22 protein-coding genes and 1 tRNA gene are annotated in these 20031 nt (G+C 66.1%); 9 read left to right on the top strand and 14 right to left on the bottom strand.

Annotated elements, in window-relative coordinates; genetic code table 11:
- Positions 1 to 57 precede the first annotated feature (57 nt).
- Complete coding sequence (locus NGM07_RS19630) at positions 58 to 588, bottom strand: type II toxin-antitoxin system RatA family toxin (RefSeq protein WP_253514820.1); 531 nt, start codon at positions 586 to 588, stop codon at positions 58 to 60.
- A gap of 146 nt (positions 589 to 734) precedes the next feature.
- On the opposite strand from NGM07_RS19630, the gene NGM07_RS19635 reads away from it, so the two are divergent.
- Complete coding sequence (locus tag NGM07_RS19635) at positions 735 to 1511, top strand: FAD-dependent oxidoreductase (RefSeq protein WP_253514821.1); 777 nt, start codon at positions 735 to 737, stop codon at positions 1509 to 1511.
- Positions 1512 to 1520: 9 nt separating this feature from the next.
- Here the strand turns inward: NGM07_RS19635 and NGM07_RS19640 are convergent, their stop codons facing one another.
- On the bottom strand, positions 1521 to 1913 hold the full coding sequence (locus NGM07_RS19640) for a DUF7344 domain-containing protein (protein ID WP_253514823.1): 393 nt from the start codon (positions 1911 to 1913) through the stop codon (positions 1521 to 1523).
- On the opposite strand from NGM07_RS19640, the gene coaBC reads away from it, so the two are divergent.
- A complete protein-coding gene (gene coaBC, locus NGM07_RS19645; protein ID WP_497007265.1) occupies positions 1901 to 3325 on the top strand; it encodes a bifunctional phosphopantothenoylcysteine decarboxylase/phosphopantothenate--cysteine ligase CoaBC in 1425 nt (474 codons plus the stop codon). The genes NGM07_RS19640 and coaBC overlap by 13 nt on opposite strands.
- A 51-nt stretch (positions 3326 to 3376) precedes the next feature.
- Here the strand turns inward: coaBC and NGM07_RS19650 are convergent, their stop codons facing one another.
- The 9 genes from NGM07_RS19650 to NGM07_RS19690 all read right to left on the bottom strand — a co-directional run bounded on the left by NGM07_RS19650 (position 3377) and on the right by NGM07_RS19690 (position 11674).
- Complete coding sequence (locus NGM07_RS19650; RefSeq protein WP_253514827.1) at positions 3377 to 4480, bottom strand: hypothetical protein; 1104 nt, start codon at positions 4478 to 4480, stop codon at positions 3377 to 3379.
- A 67-nt stretch (positions 4481 to 4547) separates the two neighbouring features.
- On the bottom strand, positions 4548 to 4901 hold the full coding sequence (gene mnhG / locus NGM07_RS19655; RefSeq protein ID WP_253514828.1) for a monovalent cation/H(+) antiporter subunit G: 354 nt from the start codon (positions 4899 to 4901) through the stop codon (positions 4548 to 4550).
- Entirely contained in the window at positions 4898 to 5188 is a 291-nt protein-coding gene (locus NGM07_RS19660) for a monovalent cation/H+ antiporter complex subunit F (protein WP_253514830.1), read from the bottom strand. The genes mnhG and NGM07_RS19660 overlap by 4 nt, the downstream gene beginning before the upstream one ends.
- Entirely contained in the window at positions 5178 to 5798 is a 621-nt protein-coding gene (locus tag NGM07_RS19665) for a Na+/H+ antiporter subunit E (RefSeq protein ID WP_253514832.1), read from the bottom strand. The genes NGM07_RS19660 and NGM07_RS19665 overlap by 11 nt, the downstream gene beginning before the upstream one ends.
- Positions 5795 to 7399: a complex I subunit 5 family protein gene (locus NGM07_RS19670; protein ID WP_253514834.1), complete on the bottom strand. Its 1605-nt coding sequence runs from the start codon at positions 7397 to 7399 to the stop codon at positions 5795 to 5797. The genes NGM07_RS19665 and NGM07_RS19670 overlap by 4 nt, the downstream gene beginning before the upstream one ends.
- Positions 7396 to 7755: a sodium:proton antiporter gene (locus tag NGM07_RS19675; RefSeq protein ID WP_253514836.1), complete on the bottom strand. Its 360-nt coding sequence runs from the start codon at positions 7753 to 7755 to the stop codon at positions 7396 to 7398. Before NGM07_RS19675 ends, NGM07_RS19670 begins: the two co-directional genes overlap by 4 nt.
- Positions 7752 to 8216 (bottom strand): MnhB domain-containing protein, encoded by a 465-nt coding sequence (locus tag NGM07_RS19680; protein ID WP_253514838.1) that lies wholly within the window; start codon positions 8214 to 8216, stop codon positions 7752 to 7754. The genes NGM07_RS19675 and NGM07_RS19680 overlap by 4 nt, the downstream gene beginning before the upstream one ends.
- Complete coding sequence (gene mbhE / locus NGM07_RS19685) at positions 8213 to 10612, bottom strand: hydrogen gas-evolving membrane-bound hydrogenase subunit E (RefSeq protein WP_253514840.1); 2400 nt, start codon at positions 10610 to 10612, stop codon at positions 8213 to 8215. The genes NGM07_RS19680 and mbhE overlap by 4 nt, the downstream gene beginning before the upstream one ends.
- A gap of 237 nt (positions 10613 to 10849) precedes the next feature.
- Positions 10850 to 11674, bottom strand: coding sequence for a homing endonuclease associated repeat-containing protein (locus NGM07_RS19690; protein WP_253514842.1), 825 nt, complete (start codon positions 11672 to 11674; stop codon positions 10850 to 10852).
- A gap of 313 nt (positions 11675 to 11987) precedes the next feature.
- On the opposite strand from NGM07_RS19690, the gene NGM07_RS19695 reads away from it, so the two are divergent.
- Both NGM07_RS19695 and hpt read left to right on the top strand, forming a co-directional pair.
- The gene (locus tag NGM07_RS19695; RefSeq protein WP_253514844.1) at positions 11988 to 12464 is read left to right on the top strand and encodes a type IV pilin domain-containing protein; all 477 of its coding nucleotides are present in this window, start codon (positions 11988 to 11990) and stop codon (positions 12462 to 12464) included.
- 151 nt (positions 12465 to 12615) lie between these two features.
- Entirely contained in the window at positions 12616 to 13182 is a 567-nt protein-coding gene (hpt, locus tag NGM07_RS19700; protein ID WP_253514846.1) for a hypoxanthine/guanine phosphoribosyltransferase, read from the top strand.
- 78 nt (positions 13183 to 13260) lie between these two features.
- On the opposite strand, the gene NGM07_RS19705 is transcribed toward hpt, so the two are convergent.
- The 3 genes from NGM07_RS19705 to NGM07_RS19715 all read right to left on the bottom strand — a co-directional run bounded on the left by NGM07_RS19705 (position 13261) and on the right by NGM07_RS19715 (position 14525).
- Positions 13261 to 13881, bottom strand: coding sequence for an alpha/beta hydrolase (locus NGM07_RS19705; protein ID WP_253514848.1), 621 nt, complete (start codon positions 13879 to 13881; stop codon positions 13261 to 13263).
- 290 nt (positions 13882 to 14171) lie between these two features.
- Positions 14172 to 14244 (bottom strand) — tRNA-Arg (locus NGM07_RS19710).
- An 11-nt stretch (positions 14245 to 14255) separates the two neighbouring features.
- Positions 14256 to 14525, bottom strand: a complete 270-nt coding sequence (locus tag NGM07_RS19715; protein WP_253514849.1) for a Sec-independent protein translocase subunit TatA/TatB — start codon at positions 14523 to 14525, stop codon at positions 14256 to 14258.
- A gap of 169 nt (positions 14526 to 14694) precedes the next feature.
- Here NGM07_RS19715 and NGM07_RS19720 point away from each other — a divergent pair, with 169 nt between their 5' ends.
- From NGM07_RS19720 to NGM07_RS19740, 5 genes are all read left to right on the top strand, one after another.
- A complete protein-coding gene (locus NGM07_RS19720; protein WP_253514850.1) occupies positions 14695 to 16419 on the top strand; it encodes a DUF5817 domain-containing protein in 1725 nt (574 codons plus the stop codon).
- Positions 16420 to 17860: 1441 nt separating this feature from the next.
- A complete protein-coding gene (locus NGM07_RS19725) occupies positions 17861 to 18265 on the top strand; it encodes a hypothetical protein (protein WP_253514851.1) in 405 nt (134 codons plus the stop codon).
- Entirely contained in the window at positions 18262 to 18744 is a 483-nt protein-coding gene (locus NGM07_RS19730) for a hypothetical protein (RefSeq protein ID WP_253514852.1), read from the top strand. The genes NGM07_RS19725 and NGM07_RS19730 overlap by 4 nt, the downstream gene beginning before the upstream one ends.
- Positions 18745 to 18964: 220 nt before the next feature.
- Positions 18965 to 19498 (top strand): hypothetical protein, encoded by a 534-nt coding sequence (locus NGM07_RS19735; RefSeq protein WP_253514853.1) that lies wholly within the window; start codon positions 18965 to 18967, stop codon positions 19496 to 19498.
- 11 nt (positions 19499 to 19509) lie between these two features.
- Entirely contained in the window at positions 19510 to 19884 is a 375-nt protein-coding gene (locus NGM07_RS19740; RefSeq protein WP_253514854.1) for a hypothetical protein, read from the top strand.
- Positions 19885 to 20031 lie beyond the last annotated feature (147 nt).

The raw sequence follows: 20031 nt of genomic DNA on the forward strand, positions 1-20031 counted from the left end.
GACCGGAAGCAACCGAGAGCGGTTCGTCTCCCCGGGCCGCGGCTGCGAGTCGCCGGCTCAGATGGTGTCCGGCGAGTCGTGCACCGTCAGGTCCACCGGGCGGCGCTCGCCTTCGAGGTCCTCGACGATGCGCGCGACCACGCGCTCTGCCTCCTCCAGCACCAGGGGTTCGACCTTCTTGACGACCCAGCCGAGCGAGACGAGTTTGGGGAGGTCGAGCATGTCGGCGCTCGCCGAGTCGGCGTCGAAACGGATAACCAGTCGAACCCGCGAGGCTGTTTCGCGGTCCTCAGGCGCCTCCTCGGGGGCGTGTTCGACCAGCCAACTCCCGTGGGCGTCGAGGTCCTTGACTAGCTTCCAGTCGATGCGGTCGGGCGGGTCGAGGTCGACCACCTCCGAGCGGACGGTGTAGTTCAATTTCCACCACTGGAGGTGGAGGTCGTACTCGGTTCCCGCTTCGCCGTCGCCGTGGCGCTCGACGCCGGTGAGGTACTTCGAGTACTTCGCGTAGCCGGGGAAGTCGACGAGGAACTCGTAGGCCTCCTCGGGCGGCACGTAGACGACCGTACTGACTTCGACGCTGTCCACGCCGGGGATTTCGGCCGAGCAAATCGTAAATCTTCCGGCAGGTCGGGCGACGCCGCGTCGCCCGACCGCGGGCGGTCCGGACCCGTGGTGACCAGGGTCGACTCAGAACCGGGGCGCTTGTATCGGGCGAGTGCCTACCGGCGCGCATGGCAGACGAAGTTCCAGCGTACGACGTCGTCGTCGTCGGCGGCGGCGTCGCCGGCCTGTCGGCGGGCGTGTTCACCGCCCGCGCCGACCTCGACACGCTCGTTCTGAATCACGGAGTCTCCATCCTCCAGCGAAACGCCCACCTCGAGAACTACCTGGGCTTCCCGCTCGGCGTCGACTCTCGACTGTTCGGCCTGCTCGCGGAAGAGCAGGCGGAGGAGGCCGGGTGCGAACTCCGAGAAGAGAAGGTCACGTCCGTCGTCCGCGCGGACGACGTACCCGCTGACGACGCTGACGACGGAGGCTTTCGCGTAGAAACCGAAGCGGGCGAGTCGTTCGCGGCCCGGCGCGTGGTCGCCGCCTCGTGGAAGGACGCCGACTATCTCGCCGAACTCGGCGTAGAGCGCGTCGAGGACGGAAGTAAGCAGTACGTAACCGTCGACGAAGCGGGCCGAACGAACGTCGAGGGACTCTACGCTGCGGGCCGACTGGCCGAGCAGTACCACCAGGCCATCGTCGCGGCGGGCCACGGCGCGCAGGTGGGTATCACGCTGGTCGGCGACGCCGACCCCGAGTTCTACCACGACTGGGTGGTCCCGGAGGGGTACTTCACCCGGCGGGACCGCGACGTGCCGAAGGGGTGCGAGGAGATAAGCGAGGACGAGCGCAAGCGTCGGGCCGAGCGGTCCCACGCCCGTCTCGCGGAGTATCTCGACGAGTGGGACGACCGGACGCCCGTCCCGCATCCGAGTTTCCGCGACGACGTCTCCGAGTGAGGGTTCGCCTCAGTCGCCGGTTTCGCGCACCCACTTCGGAGCGTGCGAGACGCCGATTCTCGGGAGCAACGGGTCGCGCTCGCGCGTACACCGCAGTAGCGGTTCGAGTTCGGCCGTCTTCTCGGTCGCCTCCACCACGCCGGACTCGTGGTCGTACGTCACCACGCCGGCGTCGGCAAGTTTCGGCAGGTGGGAGTGGACGAGCATCGTCCGGATGTCGTCGACGGTCGACGTCTTGCCGTCGTCGGCCTCCCAGCGCGAGAGGCGCGCCGCCAGCGTGTCGACGTTCGTCCGCTCGTTCCGGTCGAGCGCGTAGAGGACGCCGCGGCGCCGGGCCTCGCTCAGCAGGTCGAAAGCCGAGTCCACGTCGAGCGGTCGGTCGAGGGAGGTTGCTTCGGTCATCTACTACCACCCTGCCACTCCGGGGTTATCAAGCGGTAACTCGTTCCCGACTGGTTCGACCGGTCCCTCCCAACCGTTGCAACTGTTTCAATGCAATATTACTACTTTTTAACTGTGCCTGGGGTCCCGCGGATCGCTTCGTCACGGCGCGGGATTTCGACGGACCCGCTCGGAACCCGTACCTCTTTAATCTATCACGCGCCGAATACTCGACAATGCTCTCGGGAGTGAACGTGGCGCTGGGCGTGACCGGCAGTATCGCGGCGGTGAAGGTAGTCGAACTGGCCCACGAACTGCGACGCCGCGGGGCGTCCGTCAGGGCCGTGATGACCGAGAGCGCTCGGGGCATCCTCCACCCCTGGGCGGTCGAGTTCGCGACCGGTAATCCGGTCGTAACCGAGATCACCGGCCGGGTCGAGCACGTCGAACTGTGCGGTCGGGACGGGTGGGCCGACGTCTTCCTGCTCGCGCCCGCCACGGCGAACACCGTCGGGAAGATCGCGGCCGCCGTCGACGACACGCCGGTCACCACCACGGCGACGACCGCGCTCGGCGCGGGCGTTCCGGTCGTCGTCGCGCCCGCGATGCACGAACCGATGTACGACCACCCCGGCGTGCTGGACGCCATCGACCGCGTCGAGTCGTGGGGCGTCTCGTTCGTCGACCCCCGAATCGAGGAGGGCAAGGCCAAGATCGCGACCGAGGACGCCATCGCGCTCGAAGTCGCGCGCGCGACCTCGCCCGACCCGTTCGCGGGCGCGAACGTCGTCGTCACCAGCGGCGCGACCGCCGAACCGATAGACCCCGTGCGCGTGCTGACGAATCGCTCGTCGGGCAATACCGGCCGCGCGGTCGCGCGCGCCTGCTACGTCCTGGGCGCCGACGTGACGCTGGTCCACGGTGTCGTCGGCCCCCACTCGGTCGGCCGCGGCGACGCCGCGGCCGACGAAGTGCCGTACGCGGAACTCGTGGACGTCGAAACCGCCGAGGAGATGCTCGACGCGGTGCTCGACCGCGCGTCGGCGGGGGCCGCCGACGCGCTGGTTTCGGTGGCGGCCGTCGGCGACTACACCGTCGAGGCGGCCGACGAGAAGATCCGCTCGGGCCAGGACCTCTCGCTCGACCTGACGCCGACGCCGAAACTCATCGACCGCGTCCGGGAGGTTTCGGATGTCCCCATCGTGGGCTTCAAGGCCGAGACGAGCGGCGACGACGAGGCGATGGTCGCACGCGCCCGCGAGACGCTCCGACGGGCCGACCTCTCGTTCGTCGTCGCCAACGACGCTGGCGTGATGGGCGAGAACCGCACACGGGCGCTGTTCGTCCGCGAGAACACCGTCAGGGAACACACCGGGACCAAAGCGGAACTCGGACGCCGAGTCGCCGAGTCGCTGGCCGCGGAACTCGACTGAGAGCAAGCCCACGTGCAAATCCGAAAGAACTCGGACTTGCACCCTGCGAGTTCAGTTCTGACCGCCGCCTCCGGTCGCGCCTCCGCCGCCCTGTCCGCCTCCACTTCCGCCGCCACCGTTCCCGCCGCCCTGTCCGCCACCGCCACCGTTTCCGCCGCCACCGCCTCCGCCACCCTGTCCACCACCGTTTCCACCGCCCTGTTCGCCGCCGCCTCCGCCCTGCCCGCCGCCGCCATCGCCGCCTTGCCCGCCTTCTCCGCCGCCGCGGTTCGACCCCGGTCCGACGATGCTGAGTTGGCCGAGCGAGCGGTTGGTGACGATGTAGTTCTCGCCGACGTCGTCGTTGAGTTCCTCGGAGTGAATCTCGTTGCTCCGGACGAGGTTGTACTTCGGCCGGGGCTCCCGGTTCGACACGCGGAGGACCCGGTCGTACAGCGTCGTGTCCCAGACCATCCCCCTGAGCGTGTTGTAGTTGCCGAGTTGCAGGTCCCAGAGGTACCGCGAGTACGTCTCGGGTTGCGTCTGGAAGAATTCGAAGGTGTTGCCGTCTATCTGGCCGGTGCCCCGGGTTCGGATGCAGGTCCGGAACATCCAGTGACACCCCGAGAAGTAGTTGCCGTTTATCCACCACGGCTCCTCGCGGACGTGGAGGTCGGCGACCGTCTCCATGAAGTAGCTGTCGTGGTGGACGCACTGAATCCACGCCATGGCGGCGTTGGTCTGCTGGCCGCGGTTGTGGAGGTAGTAGAGACGCGCGTTGCCGGGCTTGTCCTCGACGTCGACGCCCCGGGTGTAGCCGCCGAACACGCCCGCGCCGTAGTACCGGTACGACCCCAGGTTCCACTCGGGATGGTAGATTCCCCACTCGGTGTCGAACGTGAACACCGTCGAGGACCAGTCCCGCGAGATGAGGTGAATCCGCGGCTCGACGACGAAGGCGCCGGGATGGACGTGCATCACGTCGCTGTCGGTCGCGGGGACGATTATCGACCCGTTACAGTCGAGGACGACGCCGGGTCGGATCGTCCACGTCTGGTTCGGGTCGTACAGTTCTCTCGGATCGAGAATTACCTTCCCGCCACCCCGTACGTGAACTCGATCTATCGCGTCTTGTACCTCTCCCGGAGGGACCGCCGTGAGGTTCGTCGGAGGCATTCTGTACGCACTGCGACGTTCCGGCGGAAATAGTTCTGCTACGGCTTCAACGCGGACGAAATTTGATTTAATCCCCGTTGGATGCGTCGTATTCGTCGTTGTCGCCGGGCCAGGTCACCTGATCGCCGAAGAACGGGATGCCCATCTTCTCGGCCGACCGGGAGATGAGGTGGGCGCCGGTCGGCGCGGTGATGAACAGAAAGAGGATGCCGACCAGCGAGGTCAGCCCCGCGTTCTCCGGGCCGTAGTAGACGAATCCGGCGAGGAAGATGGACGCCGCCCCGAGGGTGGTCGCCTTGCTGGTGGCGTGCATCCGGTTGTACACGTCGGGGAGTCGGAGCAGGCCGATGGTGCCGACCAGCAGGAAGAAACTCCCGACGACGACGAGCGCCGCGACGACCGCTTGCTGTATCACGTTCATTCGATGATGTCTCCTTCGACGACGTACTGGCTGACCGCGATGGTGCTGATGAACCCGATGATGGCGAGGACCAGGCTCACCGTGACGAACAGTCCCCGTCCGCGCTGGAGCGCGAACAGGACGGCGATGGCGACCACGTTGGTCGCGATGGTGTCGAGCGCGACCACCCGGTCGGGGACCGTCGGTCCCTTGATGACCCGATAGCCAGCGAGCAGGGTGAGCGCGCTGACGAGGACGAGCGCGACGTTGATGACCGCCGCGGGGACGCCGGCCAGTTCACTCGCCATCGGACTCACCTCCTTCACGGTCGACCTGCGGGCCACCGTCGGCCCGACCCTCCTCCGGCGAGGCGAGGGGCGTCTCGGGGACGGGGTCGCCGGGCTTGCGCTCCTCGTCGAAGATGACGAGGGCGTAGTCTTCCCACGCCCGAATCGGTTCGAGAATCGCCTCGCGGTTGCGGCCGGTGATGCCGTGCACGTACAGCGTGTTGGTTTCTTCGTCGTAGTCCATGGTGAGCGTGCCGGGGGTCAGGGTGATGCTGTTGGCGATGGTAGTGATTGCCGCGTCGGTCTGGACCCGGAGCGGGACCGCCACCACGTCGGGTTCGATGGGCATGCTCGGCGCGAGCACGCGGTACGCCACGTCGAGGTTCGCGGTCAACAGTTCCTTGAGGAACACCCCGACGTAGAGCGCGGCGTAGGGCGCGGCCCGGAAATTGCGCGAGAGCGCCCACTGATCGGCGTAGAACCGCCGGAAGGCGAACGCGATGGGAAAGCCGAACGCCAGGCCGATGAGGAACTCCGCGAGCACGCGGTCGGCGGCGAGTTCGACCCCGCGGACGAACAGCCAGAGCACCGCCAGCAGGACGCCGATGACCGGCCACTTCCGGGTCGTCACGCGTGCTCACCTCCCTGGGCGCTCTGGGCGCTCTGCAACACGGCGTCGATGTACGCCTGCCTGTCGAGGGCGGCGTGGGCGCCCGACTCGGCCGCCCGCATCACCACGTCGAAGCCGATACCGAACGCGACGATTGCGACCGCGAGGACGGCCACGGCGACGACCAGCGACGCCGTCGACTCGCCGTGCTGGACCAGCAGGCTGGGTTCGCCCCAGAAGCCCCGGTTCCAGGCGCGCGAGAAGTACGCGATGGTGAGGATAGCACCCGCCAGCGCGACGGCGAGCGCGAGCGTCGACCCGGCGCTGGCCGCCGCGTCGAACACCAGCAGTTTCCCGAAGAAGCCCGACAGCGGCGGGATGCCGATGAGCGCGAGCGCGCCGACGAAGAAACTCGCCGACAGCACCGGCGCGGTTTCGGCCAGACCGCCCAGGTCGGGGAACTCGGTGGTGCCGACGGTGTCGTACACCGCGCCGCTGGCGAGGAACAGCAGTCCCTTCGCGAAGCCGTGGTTGAGCGCGTAGACGAGCGCCGCGGCGACGCCGAGCGCCCGGACCTCCGGCGAAGTCGCCGTCGCGGCGATGGCCAGCGGCAGGACGATGAACCCGACCTGACCGATGGAGGAGTACGCGAGCAGGCCGTCGATGTCGTCGCGGCCGATCGCACCGAGGCCGCCGACGAAGATGCTCGCGGTCGCCATGACGAACAGTATCGGCCCGTAGAACGCCAGCAGCGAGGAGCCGTCGGCCGGAACGGAGAGGCCGGGCAGCGAGAGGCCGCCGAGGCTCGCGCCCGCGAAGACGGTGAAGTAGAGTCGGACGATGGCGTAGACGCCGACCTTCTTGACGACGCCGGCGAGCATCGCCGAGACGGGCGCGGGCGCGGCGCGGTAGGCCGCGGGCACCCAGAACTGGAACGGCGCGAGGCCGGCCTTCAGTGCGAACACCGCGAACAGCAGGGCCGACAGGCCCAGCACCGGCGCGGGCGCGACCTGCGCGGTCTGGAGTCGCCGGGCGAGGTCGGCCATGTTGAGCGTGCCGGTCGTCGAGTAGAGGCCGCCGATGGCCAGCAGCATCACGGCGCTTCCGACGAGGTTCAACACCACGTACTGGAGCGCCGCGCGGGTGTGCTGGGGGCCGCTGTAGAAGACGACCAGGACGTAACTCGACATCAGCATCACCTCGAACCAGACGAAGAGGTTGAAGATGTCGCCGGTGAGGAACGACCCGGTGACCCCGACCATCATGAAGTGGAACAGCGGGTGGTAGGAAACCCGCTGGCCGAAGGTGTCGACGTACTTCACCGAGAACGCGAGCGCGACGACGGCGAGCACCGCCGAGAACGACAGCATGAACGCCGACAGCGGGTCGGCGACCAGCGTGATGCCGAACGGCGCGCGCCAGTCCGAAAGCTGGTAACCGACGACGCGACTCGCGCCCAGCGGGTCGACCTCCGAGACGAGCCACGCGACCGCGCCGAGGTAGCCCAGGCCGCCGAGCAGACTCACGGTCGATTGCACTCTCCCGAACCGCCGGGTGAGCAGGGTGGCGATGGCAGTCGCGAGCGCCACCAGCAGCGGCGCGATGACGAACTGCTCGCTCACGCCTTCTCACCCAGTTCCAGCAGGTCGATGGTGCCGTGCTCCTGGTACACCCGGTAGGTGAGCACGAGCGCGAACGCGGTCGTGCCGAAACCGATGACGATGGCGGTCAGTACGAGCGCCTGGACCAGGGGGTCGGTCACGGCGGCGTGTTCGCCGCCCCCGCCGCCGTGGCCGAGGAACGGGACGCCGCCCGAGAAGCCGCCCATCGTCACCAGGTAGACGTTCGCCGACTGGCTGATGATGGTGACGCCCCAGACGACCCGGACGATGTCACGCCGGAGGACGAGGAACGTCCCGAGCGCGAACAGGAAGCCGAGCGTGACCGCCAGCACGAACTGCGGGTTCTCGGCGCTCATTCGCTTCCCACCACCGCGAGGATCGTGAGCAGGGCACCGACGACGACGCAGTAGACGCCGAGGTCGAACGCCAGCGCGCTGGCGACGTGGAGTTCGCCGTAAATCGGCAGGTGGTGGAGCACCCAGTACGTCTGGTAGAGGAAGTTGTGCCCGAACAGGATGGGCACCAGTCCCGCGACGGCGGCCAGCGCCAGGCCGACGCCGAACGCGATCTGGTAGTTCTCGACGATGCCGTGGCGCATCGACTCCAGCAGGGGTTCGCGGAACTGGTGGAGCAGTTCCTCCTCCAGGTAGTCCAGCCCGTAGATGATGTATATCAGCGCGAACGCCGTCGTCGTCAGCACCCCGGCGATGAAGCCGCCGCCGGGGAGGTTGTGGCCCTGCAACAGCAGGGCGACGGCGGTCACGAGGATTATCGGTACCACTGTCCGCGTGACGGTTCGTGCGATGACGGTACTCATTGCGTTTCACCTCGTTCGCGCATGGCGATCAGCGTCAACACCGAGAGGGCGGCCATGGCGACGACCGAAATCTCGCCCATGGTGTCGAACGCCCGGAAGTCGACCAGGATGACGTTCACGATGTTGTGCCCGCCGGCCTTCTCGACGGTCACCGCGGGGTTCGTGAAGAAGTCGGTGATGGGGTTGGCGGGACTCGTGTCGGTCGTGACCAACACCGTGACGAAGACGGTCGCGCCGACCGCAACCGAGAGCATCCCGTCGCGTATCATCCGCGACCGACTCGCCGTGCCGTAGAACGCCGGTAACTTGTCCAGCACCAGCAGGAAGATGACCAGCGAGAGCGTCTCGACGACCAACTGGGTCAGCGCGAGGTCGGGGGCGTCGGCCAGCACGTAGAACACCGCGACCATGAACCCCAGAATCGAGAGGGTCAGCACGCCCGAGACGTGCGAGGGCGCGATGCTCACCGCGACGGCGCCGACGACGGCGACCAGCAGGACGAGCAACAGCGCCGGCGAGAGGCCGAGGCCCTCGAACGCCGGAATCGAGATTCCCGCCGCGACGTAGCCCGACAGCGCGAGCGCCGAGACGGTGGCGAACGTCCACGTCGCGTAGGTCCGGAGCAGTCCGTTCTGGACCAGCGGTGTGACTCGGTCGCTCAGGCCGTTCGCGCCGAACACCGCGCCGTCGTAGTACCAGTTCGCCCGTAGGGGGTCGACGTCGAGCAGGCGATTGATTCCGTCGTGGAGTCGGCCGTAGAAGGGGTAGGCGGCCGCGCCGACACCGATGGTGACGGCGCTCATCACCGCGGCCGGACTGACGTGCTTGGGCAGGTGGTAGCCGAAGTGGACGCCCTCCGCTTCCGCCGGCGGGAGGACGCTGGCGAACACCTCGCCGACGAAGTGGTTGAGCGGCGTGATGGGAACGCCGAACGTCGCGGTGACCCCGCCGAGGCCGATGATGCCGGCCGCGGTGGCCAGGATCAGCGGCGGGACGAGCATCGTCTTCGGCGGGGTGTGGACCGTGTGGAGGCCGGTCGGCTTCTCGCCGAAGAACAGCATCAGGAAGCGAATCGAGTAGAGGAAGGTGAACACGCTCCCGAACACCGCGACGACCGGGAAGAGCCACGCCAGGCCGCCCGAGTGGGCGGCGGCGTGGTAGGCCGCCTCGAACAGGAACTCCTTGGAGTAGAAGCCGTTGAACGGCGGCACGCCCGCCATCCCGAGCGAGGCGACCGCGGCGATGGCCGCGGTTATCGGCAGGTCCTCCTTCAACCCGCCGAGGCCCTGGATGCGCCTGGTTCCGGCCTCGTGGGCGATGATGCCCGCGACGAGGAAGAGCGCGGCCTTGAACATCGCGTGGTTCAGGATGTGGAACGCCCCCGTCTCGCCGCCCAGTTCCGAGACGAAGCCGAACCCGGCGACGATGAGGCCCAGGTGGGAGGCGGTCGAGTACGCCAGCAGTTCCTTGATGTCGGTGGCCGCCACCGCCAGCACCGCGGCGACGGTCATCGTCGTCAGGCCGAGCGCGACCAGCAGGAGTTCCCACTCGTGGCTCACCAGGACGGGGCGGAACCGCCCGAGGAGGTAGACGCCCGCCTTGACCATCGTCGCGGAGTGGAGGAACGCCGAAACCGGCGTGGGCGCCTCCATCGCGTTCGGCAGCCAGATGTGGGCGGGCACCTGGGCCGACTTGGTGGCCGCGCCGACGACGAGCAGGCCAAGGACCGGGACGAACAGGCCCGCTGCGCGGAGTTCCTCCTGGACCGCCTCGGCGTGTTCGAGCATGTAGACGATGCTGAAGGCGTTGGCGTCGGTCGCCATTTCCGCGACGACCTCGTGGAGCAACAGGAACCCCACGAGCATGAACAGGCCGCCGGAGACGGTGATGAGCATCGACTTCCGGGCGGCGTACCGCGAGTCGTCGGTCCGCTGGTAGTGGCCGATGAGCACGAACGACGAGAGGCTGGTGAGTTCCCAGAAGACGAACAGCGCGATGAGGTCGGCCGCGAACGCGACGCCGAGCATCGACCCCATGAACGCCAGCAGCGCGGCGTAGTACTTCGGCTTCCCCGGTTCGTCGTGCATGTATCCGCCCGAGTAGGTGAGGATGAGCACGCCCACGCCGCTCGCCAGGAAGCCGACGAGCAGCGAGAGACCGTCGACGTAGAAGCGCAGCGAGACGCCGAGTGAGTCGATCCACGGTACGACGACCTGACCGTGGGTGCCGTACTGGCTGGCGACGAGCGAGAAACACGCCAGCGCGACCGCGGCCGCGTAGTAAGCGGTGCGCTCGCCGAGAACGCGATAGACGAGCGGCACCAGCGCGGCGGCCGCGAACGGCACGAACACGACGGCCAGCACCGCCGCCGCTGTCGGGTCCGTTGTCGGTTGCACGTGCGAGACTCGCTCCGGACCGGACTTAACAGTTCTCAAACGTCGCAGGCTCGCCGCGTTTTCGGGTGGTTCGCGCGCGTGAGAAAGTGAGAATCTGCCGACGGAGCGTTCGGTCGTGAGACGCTCTCGGTCCGGCACTCACGGCAGTCCGGCACCCTTGGTGGTTCGGTACACTCGGCAGTCCGGCGCCCTCCGGCGGTAACTGCCGCCGGAGGGCGCCGGACCACCGAGGCCGCGTCAGGACTCCACCGACTCCCCGCGCGTCCTATCGGACGACTCCCCCTCGCGCGAGGAGTCACCGCCAGACGGCGACTCCGTGTCGAGCGCGCGCTCTCGCGCCGCCGACAGCGAGCCGAACCGCTCGTAGTAAATCTGGAGCGAGTACCGGCCGTGTTCGTCGACGACCTCGGCGGTCGGCCCGCCGCCGTGCTCGGCGGCGAGCCGGCGCAGTTCCTCGAGCAGGGCCTGCTCGGTGATCTCCTTTAGTTGGGCGTGGGGGTCGCGGTTGAACTCGGTCGCGTCGAGCGCCGCGCGCCAGCTTCCGAACCGGCGGTGGTAGGTCACGGGCGCGTACTCGCCGAGTTCCGCCATCTCGGTCGACTTCGGCGGCCGGCCGAGTTCGTCGGCCAGCCGTTCGAGTTCGCGCACCAGGTCCTTCTCGGAAATCTCGTTGGTCGAGAGCATCGCCTGCTGGATGGCGTCGTTCCAGCTACCGAAGCGCGTCTGGTAGGTCCGGGTCGAGTACCGGCCCTCCTCGGCCATGTCGCGCTGGGTCGGCGTGTGGCCGAGTTGCTGTTCGAGTCGCTGTAGCTCCGCCAGTAGTTCGCGGTCGGGAATTCGCTTGCCCATCTCCCCGGGGTCGAGGCCCGCGGCCTCCAGCGCGGCGTCCCAGCTCCCGAACGCCGACTGGTACTCCTCGGGCGCGAACTCGCCCTGCTCGTGCATCTCGACCACGGTCGGCGTCTTGCCGAGACGCGCGGCCAGCGACTGGAGGGCCGCCCGAAGCGCGGCTTCCTCGTCGACCGCCCGCGCGTCGGCGTTCCCGTCGGAGGGCCGGCTCATCTACGGCTAACTTTCGTCGGACATTTTATAAAGATGTACGGTAGAAGGTGTAACTCGTCCCACTACATGGACTGAGGTGACATGACTATCGCCCCGGAACTATCGGATTTTATAATTCTATTTTCAGGTAAGCAAGTATTTATATAGGATGGGTGTCAACGCGGAAGGTAAGCACGCTCAACGCGAGAAAACGCCGGGCTGGGGCGGCATTACAGACCCCCGCCGACGATTGAACCCTACGGGATCCGTCGTAAAAAGCGTACGGCCAATTCTCGGGTATGAGAACGTGCTCGCAAACGGAGACAACAAAACCATGACACTGAAAGGAAAGCTGAAGTCGAGGATGTCTGACGCGAGAGCTGTAAGCCCTGTGATTGGAGTAATTTTGATGGTTGCAATTACTGTAATTCTAGCTGCAGTGATTGGGACCTTTGTACTGGGCCTCGGGCAGGAGATGAACAAGAACGCGCCGACTGCGCAGATTAGCTTCGACCAATCTGCGGCAAATAATCCCGGAACAGTGACTATCAGTCACGATGGCGGAGACCAACTGAAAAAAGGTGAGGTTTCCATCATATTTGAGCCGGGCGACAGTGATAGTTTGACCGGAAGTTCTGATGTGACGAACTGGGCAGATGGAAGTAATCCGTCTGATACGGTCACTGCTGGCGAAAGCGTTGATTTGGGAACTGATGGTGACGGCTTCCAGACTGGTGATGTCGTAAAGGTTGTCTGGACCTCTGAAGATGGCGGTACGTCGCAGGTCCTGCAAGAGTACACCGTCAACTAACGCGCATCGCTTCTCTCTTTATCGCAGACTCTCCAGCTATGCCTCTCTTACTTCTACTGATGAAATAGCCACTGCCACCATCACCCATACCAAAACCACACGAACGCGGCAGATACCGTCACCTTTTATTGGCACGTCGAGTACCCCCAACATGGATAAACTGAAGCGGTCGCTGCTCGAGGCGCCCATCATCGAGAAAGACGGCTACCACTACTTCGTCCACCCCATCAGCGACGGCATCCCGGTGCTGGAACCGGGCCTCCTCCGCGAAATCGTCATCCGAATCATTCGGAAGGCCGAACTCGAAGACGTCGACAAGATCGTCACCCCCGCGGCGATGGGCATCCACATCTCGACCGCAGTTTCGCTGATGACCGACATCCCGCTGGTGGTCATCCGCAAGCGCGAGTACGGACTCGAAGGCGAGGTCGCGCTCTCTCAGCAGACCGGCTACTCCGAGAACGAGATGTACATCAACAACGTCCACGAGGGCGACCGCGTACTGTTGCTCGACGACGTGCTCAGCACCGGCGGGACGATGAAGGCCGTCACCGAGGCGCTCGAACACATCGGCGCCGACATCGCCGACGTGCTCGCGGTCATCAAGAAGGAAGGGCCGAACGAACTCGACGAAACCGACTACCGAATCAAGACGCTGGTCAACGTCGACGTGCAGGACGGCAAGGTCGTCATCGTCGACGAGGAAGGCGACGGATAGCGGAATCGCAAACAGGCAAGCGAGCGAAGTTCTCGTCGCTTCGGGACTCCTTTTTACCGTCGTTGGAATCCGCGCCGCTCAGCGTCGCGAGCGAAGCCACTCGGCGACGTCGTCGACCGCCTCGGCGGCGATGCGGTGTCCGACGGGGTACGACCGGAAGGTAACGTCGAGTTCGGCGTCGGCGAGGAAGTCGGCGCTATCCTCGCCGTGGTCGGGCGAGATGACGGCGTCGTCCTCGCCGACGCCGACGAACACGGACCTCTCCCGCGCCCGCGCGACGCGCTCGCGGTCGGCGTACTCCCGCGGGAGGTAGCCGTTCATCGCCACGGCCCACCGGTACAGTTGGGGGTCGGTCACCAGCGCCGCGAGCGCCGCTTTCGCGCCCTGGCTGAAACCGAATAGACCGACGCGATGGGGGTCAACGTCGTACGCGTCCGGGACGCGCTCGGCGAACTCGCCCAGCAGTTCCACGCTCCGGCCGAAGAGGTCCCGTCCGGACGCCATCCACGCGTACTCGTTCTCGCCTGCCGGGTGCGGCCCGCGAACGCTCAGGACGTGCAGGTCGCTCGGGAGGTAGTCTGCGTGGGAAAGCAAGTCGGCCTCGTCGGCGCCGTAGCCGTGAAGTAACAGCACCGCGGGAGCGTCGGTCGTCGGTTCCTCGGGCGGCCGACTCACGTAGGAGAGGGGAAACTCGACCACGCGCGCCGTTGGGGTCCAAGCGGGTTCAGGGTGATGGTGGGCGGGGTTAGAAGTGCCCGACTTCCCAGAAGTGGGCGTGACGGGACCGAGCGAATGCGGTTTGTTCGCGAGGGGCGTGACGGGATTCGAACTGGAGCCAAACGGTCGCTCACTTCGTTCGTGCTGCGACCGACAGGGCTCGACTCCCCCGGCTAGCTTCCATCGCCGACCAAAACGGGCGTGACGGGACCGAGCGAATGCGGTTTATTCGCGAGGGTCGTCACGCCCGTATTCGTCGCGCGCGACGAATACGGGCGTGACGGGATTCGAACCCGCGATCAGAAGGTTAGGAACCTCCTGCCCTATCCACTAGGCCACACGCCCAAAAGAGTCGATTAGTTGTCGGTCGTCTCGGTTTCCGTCTCGGTCGTCGTCGTGGTGTCGTTGACCGGTTCGGGGTCCGAGTTGACGTCGGGGTTCGACATCTCCTGCAGTTCCTCTTCGACTTCCTGGCGACCTTTCTTGAACTCGCCCATCGCCTCGCCGGTCGAACGCGCGAGCTTCGGGATCTTGTTCGCGCCGAACAGCAGAACGGCGATGAGGAGAATGACCATCATCTCCATCCCGCCGGGCACGGGTCCGAACAGTGGGATCATCTGTACCATCTCTACCTGTTGGTAGCTGTCTCGAAACTATAGGCTTTTTGCCTTGCGCGATTACGCAAAAGACCACTCATCTCGAGGGCTGGCGCGCCCAAAACCACCTACCTCGACTCGCCAGTGAATTCTTCTCGCCGAGTGCATCAAAGTCTTCCGGCCACCGGGGGTGTCCGGCATGACCCACCAGGTCGTCGGCTGCTCAACCTGCAGTGGACACTGGATCGCCGAGGACCTCCACGGCCAGGAGACTACGGAGTGTCCGCTCTGCTTCACCCAGCACCAGACGGACCACCTCAACGTCCTGTTCTCCCACGACGACTTCGACGTCGCCGCCGAAATCCGCTCGAAGATCCTCGCCGAGAAGGCCGGCCATCGCGACCGGTACGAAGCCGAGGACGACTACGGCGAGCTCGCCGACCGCGTCGACGAACTCCACCGGCGCCGCGAAGACGTCCTCGAAGCCGAGGCCGAGCAGTGCTTCGAACAGTTCGACACCGCGTTCGCGGATGAAGTTGAGGCGTCCCTCGACGCCCACCGGGCGCGCGGCGAGTTCCTCGAAGCAGAGGCATGGGCTGTCTTCGAAGACTGGCACGCCGCCATCGCGACCGAGGAAGAAGCGCTGGGAGCGTTTGCACACTTCACTAACGCGTTCGGCGAAGAGCGAGAAGCGTACGAAGAGCGTCGCTCGCCCCGCTGGACGGACGAAGAGCTTCCCGAGATAGGCGAGGGCGGTGACCTCGTCCCGACCCAGCAGGTGCCGGCTAGCTCAGCCGGTATTCTCTCGCTTGATGAATCGATAGCTGGTTTATCCAAGTCGTCGGTGCGCGCTATCGGAGACGCTATCGTCGAGGGACTCCAGGAGACCGCGAAATCGCATGGTCTCGACGTGCTCCACGACCTCCTGGTCGAGGCGAGCGTGGACATCGAGGACGCGGACATCGTATCGCTCGCCGTCCAGACCGCCAAAGGGTCCACGAACGCCGAGGGCCGACTCCGGCGTGCGCTCTGGCATGCGAGCGCTGGCCGACGGACGACCGCCGATGCGTTCGTCGTTCCCCAGCTCCTCTCGGTCGTCGAGGCGACGCCAACGGTCCCCGTCCACGTCGACGATGAGTTCTTCGACCTCCGCCGCGAGCAGCGCGAAGACGTCGCTCGCTACCTCGCCGCGCTCGCCGTCGGGTGCGAAGTCCGGCTCATCGCGACCGGCCGCGTCCACTGGGAGCTCTGGCAGGACCAGCGCGAGCTCCTCCCCGTTAGTCGCGACGACATCAGACCCATCGCTGAAGCACGTCTCGACGAGGCCCGATCTCGACTCGGCCCCGACTCACCCGAAGTCCAGATCCTACGCTGGCTCAGCGAGGAAGACGCCGAGACGTTGTCGTACAGCGCGCTCGACAGCAAACTCGCCGTCTCGACGAGCCGGCGCAGCCAGCTCCTCCACGATGACGAGCGCGGTCTCGTCACGCTCGGCCTCGCCAACGACTTCTCGACGGGGTCGAGCAAGTCCGTCGAACTCCTGCCAGCGGGAACCCGGTTCTTGGAGTGGCTCGACGCCGAATTCGGCACCCAGTCCGAACTCGATGACTGCGTTAGCGATGTGTGCAAGTCGTCCGACGATAGCCGTGTAACCCCGCGCCCGCACACGTGGGGAGGGAGGGCCGCCCGGACCGCATCCGCCTACCGCGCCACCACCAGGTCACACCGCTCCCCCGGTGGGACGCGGTCGCGACGACCGCCTCGACGCCGGAGAACGGCGTCTCGGTGGTCAACTACCCCCTGCAGGAGCAGGACGACCGCGGAAGCCCCCGGTGGTACTACGACTACAACGCCGACCGGCTGGTCGTCGGTGCGGAGTTCACGAACCCGATGCAGTACTGGGTGTGTGTTGCCAGAGCGTTAGCGAGTCCGGCGACCTTCCGCCGTGTCCTGGACGATGGTGACCGTCTCGACGACACTGACGAGATCGCCGCGTTCCTCACTGAGCACAAGCACATCCTCCGGGACTCGCGGTGCCTCGGCTACCTCCCCGACGCCGTCGAGGACGGCGCCGACTACCTCGACGAACTCGAGGAGGCCGAGGAGCACCTGTGCGAACTGACGAAACGCTGGTATTCGGGGGACTACGACTGTGGTGACGCCGAGTTCCGGTCGGTCGTCACTCGGGAAGCGCTCGGCCTCGCCGGGACGATGGTCCACCTCCTGGACCTCGTCGACGTCGACGTCGTCCGGCAGGTGCGCCTCCCCCGCCAGAACGGTGGGCGTTCTGACGTACTTAAGAAGGAACAGCGGCTTACCCTTGTCAAATCCCTCGTTACCGGCGTCTCCATCCAGTCGACGTACCGTCACTCGGCAGTCTACCGCCAGCTGTTCGAGCCCCGTGACGACAAGCACGACGCGGCGATCGTCCCGACCGTCGACGCCGAGGACCCGTTCGGTCGGCTCATCGGTCGCGTCTGCATCGTCGGCGACCTCGGCCAAGAGGAGGACGCGCTCGTCGAGGATCTCCGCGACCGCCTCGGTTCGCCCGCCGAACTCCGAGAGGACGCGCCCGACATCCGAGTCCGAGTTCCAGTCGAAGCAACGGGGGACCTCACTCGGCCGCGGTTCGCGAGCGCCGTCGAACGGATGTGCTCGGCCCGCGGTCTCAACGTGACCCGGGAGACCGTCTCGACGCTCCGGCTCTTCGTCGAGACGCCGTTCGATGCGGCGAAAGCAGTGTTCGCCTTAGAAGAGGAGGACGAGCAGCGGGACATCCGGCTGTCGGAAGTCCGGTACGGCCTCTCTGAACTGGATGTCACACGGGTTCTGCCGTGGGAGACGCCGGGCGTCCGGTCGCTTGTCGCGACGCTCCTGGAGGCGAGGGGTCCGCTTGCGGTGTCGGAGCTCGTCGAGCGCGCCGACGTCTCGCGTCGGACGTGGCAGAACCACCGCGACTGGCTCGTCGGCATGGGCCTCCTGGAGGAGACGCCCGGCGGCTACCGGCTCGTCCTCTCCTTCAAGAACGACGAGGAGCGGTACTGGGACATCCGACCGTGGTTCGTTCGCGTCGACGGCGAGGACGAGCTGCCGTTCGAGGTCGCGGTGCGAAGTCTCGCGACCGAGTTAGCGGTCGGCCTTCCCGACGGTGAGCGAGGTGAGGCCCTCCGCCGGGTCCAGGGCTGGCCGATGGATCTCGACGCTGTTCGCGAGCACTGGCCGCGCATCGAGTCGTGGCTTCGAGTCCTCCGAGCGGTGACCGCGGCGCCGGGAAGCCGTGAGGTCGAGACTCCGGAACCGGTGGTGTTCGGATCGTCGTCCGGCCAAGTGAGTCTCCAGCAGTCGGTCGAGGGAGGTGCGTCGGCGTGACTCTCGAGGGACGGGTCTGGCCGTCGACAGTAGTCAAGTCGGTGTGCTATGAGCTCGGCGCAGCAGACCGAGAACACCCAACGGAACTCGCGGTTGCCCGAGAGTTCTGCAAGTCGGAGGAGGCGGACTTCGAGTCGTTGGAACCGAAGGACTGGCTGCTTGCGGTGTTCGCGAGCGGCGGGGAGATCTGCCTTCGAATCGACGAGATCCCTGAGGTCGCGTACATCGGGTACGAGGACCAGACGCTGACCGCGTCGGTCTACAACAACGTGTTCCTCCGGCGGAGGACGACAACGCTGGACAGCGAGGAGGCAAAGGAGTTGATTGAGCGGTTCACGCCACAACTCACCCTTCGGCGGAGCACTCCCTTCGGTGATGGTGAAGGTGGTGAGTCGGCGTGAGGCCGGATTCGAACGCGCAGGCGTTCCGAAAGCTGAAGGACGATATCGGGGAGAACCCGGCTCAGTTCCTCGACCGGCCACTCCGCAGTGATGGCGAGCTCCCGCTGATGATTCGGGACCGTATCAAGGGCATCGACCGGTTGGCGGTCCTCCACGCCTACCGCGCGGTCGAACGGAAACTCCAGCGGGGGAAGGATATCCAGAACCTGCCGGACTCCGTCGACCCCGACGCGCTCGACTTCTACGAGCACGACATCGAACCGGGACGCCAGCGAGTGTTGGACGCGCTCGACGCTCGCCAGCAGTACCTCGAAGAGCACGGCGAGCGCAACCTCCCCGACTGGACTGCGGAGGAGCGCCGGGAGCGCGCTGTCAAGTTGTACGAGGGGTCGGGGAAGAACGAGCGGAGTACTGAGGAGGAGTCGTTGTCGGCGTCGCAGAAGCTGGCGCGGATGCGGTCGGAGCGAGGTGAAGCCTGACCATGGCGTTTCGCCCAGTGAAAGCTATTCGTGGTAATCTGGCTGACAACGTAAGCAAATTATCGAGAAAACTTATAATGTTACGACCGCCACGAGTTATCTGTACCAGCCACCTACCACAACACCGAGACAAAGCCACCCTCGCGGGACGCCCCACAACGGGGCGGATGACCCCGAGGGAGACAGCCTGCGGTTTCTCCTCCTTCGACGGTGACATACGATGAAGGGCCAGGATGCAATCTGTCCGGAGAGCGGCGCCCGTCTCTCGGAAGACCGACATCCGGACGAGCGCCGTCGCCCCTATCGAGCACCCGAGGACGAGAGTGGACTGCTCACGACCGGCGAACACTGCTCGTCGAGAGGCGCGCTCATCACGTTCTTCCGACGCACCCACCGCGGCATGCACGACGGCGACCTCGACCGCAACCTGCTCCGGCGAGCCGCGCTCCACCTCTACCAGCTCAAGCGAGCAAGCGACGCTCGCGACGAATGGATTTGGTACGCGCTCTGCGAGCGCCTCCACCGCGACGGCTACGACGTCGCCTGGATGCGCGCCGTGGTCGACCCCGTCTGCCCGCACTGCGGGAGTGAGCTCACCGCCGAACTCGCCCCACGCGATGAGGTTCTCCCGAAGTGCGGCGCCAGCTGCAGAGGAGACCAATTCCTCGCGGGCGATATCGCCAACGCCATCCGCAGGACGTTCAACCAGGCGTTCGACAAGCACGTCGAACGCGGCCACCTCAAGATCGCGTAACCTTCTCAGCGATGTCCACCGACACGCCCACCCCCGAGGTTCCACGAGAGCCGAGTGCGTTCCACCCGTCAATCCACTTCGGCCAGCAGACGACGGACGCCGGCACCGACCGGAAGCGCCACCTCGACGGCGAGATCATCGACGGCTGCATCGAACGCGGTGACCGTCGAAAGCGAACCGACAGCATCTACTGGCTACGAGAGACGTTCGACGCCGTCACCTATCGACTCGTCGTCAACATCGACGACAACGAGGTGATTACGGGCTACCCCATCGGCATCGACCCGAACGCTGCTAAACAACTTGGAAGCCGTTGGACGGACGACCAAGTCGAGGATATTCTCCACTTCATTCGGACCGACCCACGGACTGAAACAGACCAGTAGTCCCGATGATGCGCGCGGCCAGTCTGTCATCCACCCCTATCCAACTCAGTTCGTCCTCGCGACGCCGTGTGCTGAGGGACTCTTTCGATACACGAACCCAGTCATGCAACGCCAGCCACCGATCGAACTCGCGCTCGGAGCACCACT

Origin of the sequence: Halorussus vallis (genome assembly GCF_024138165.1) — an archaeon.
In the GTDB taxonomy this organism is placed as follows: domain Archaea; phylum Halobacteriota; class Halobacteria; order Halobacteriales; family Haladaptataceae; genus Halorussus; species Halorussus vallis.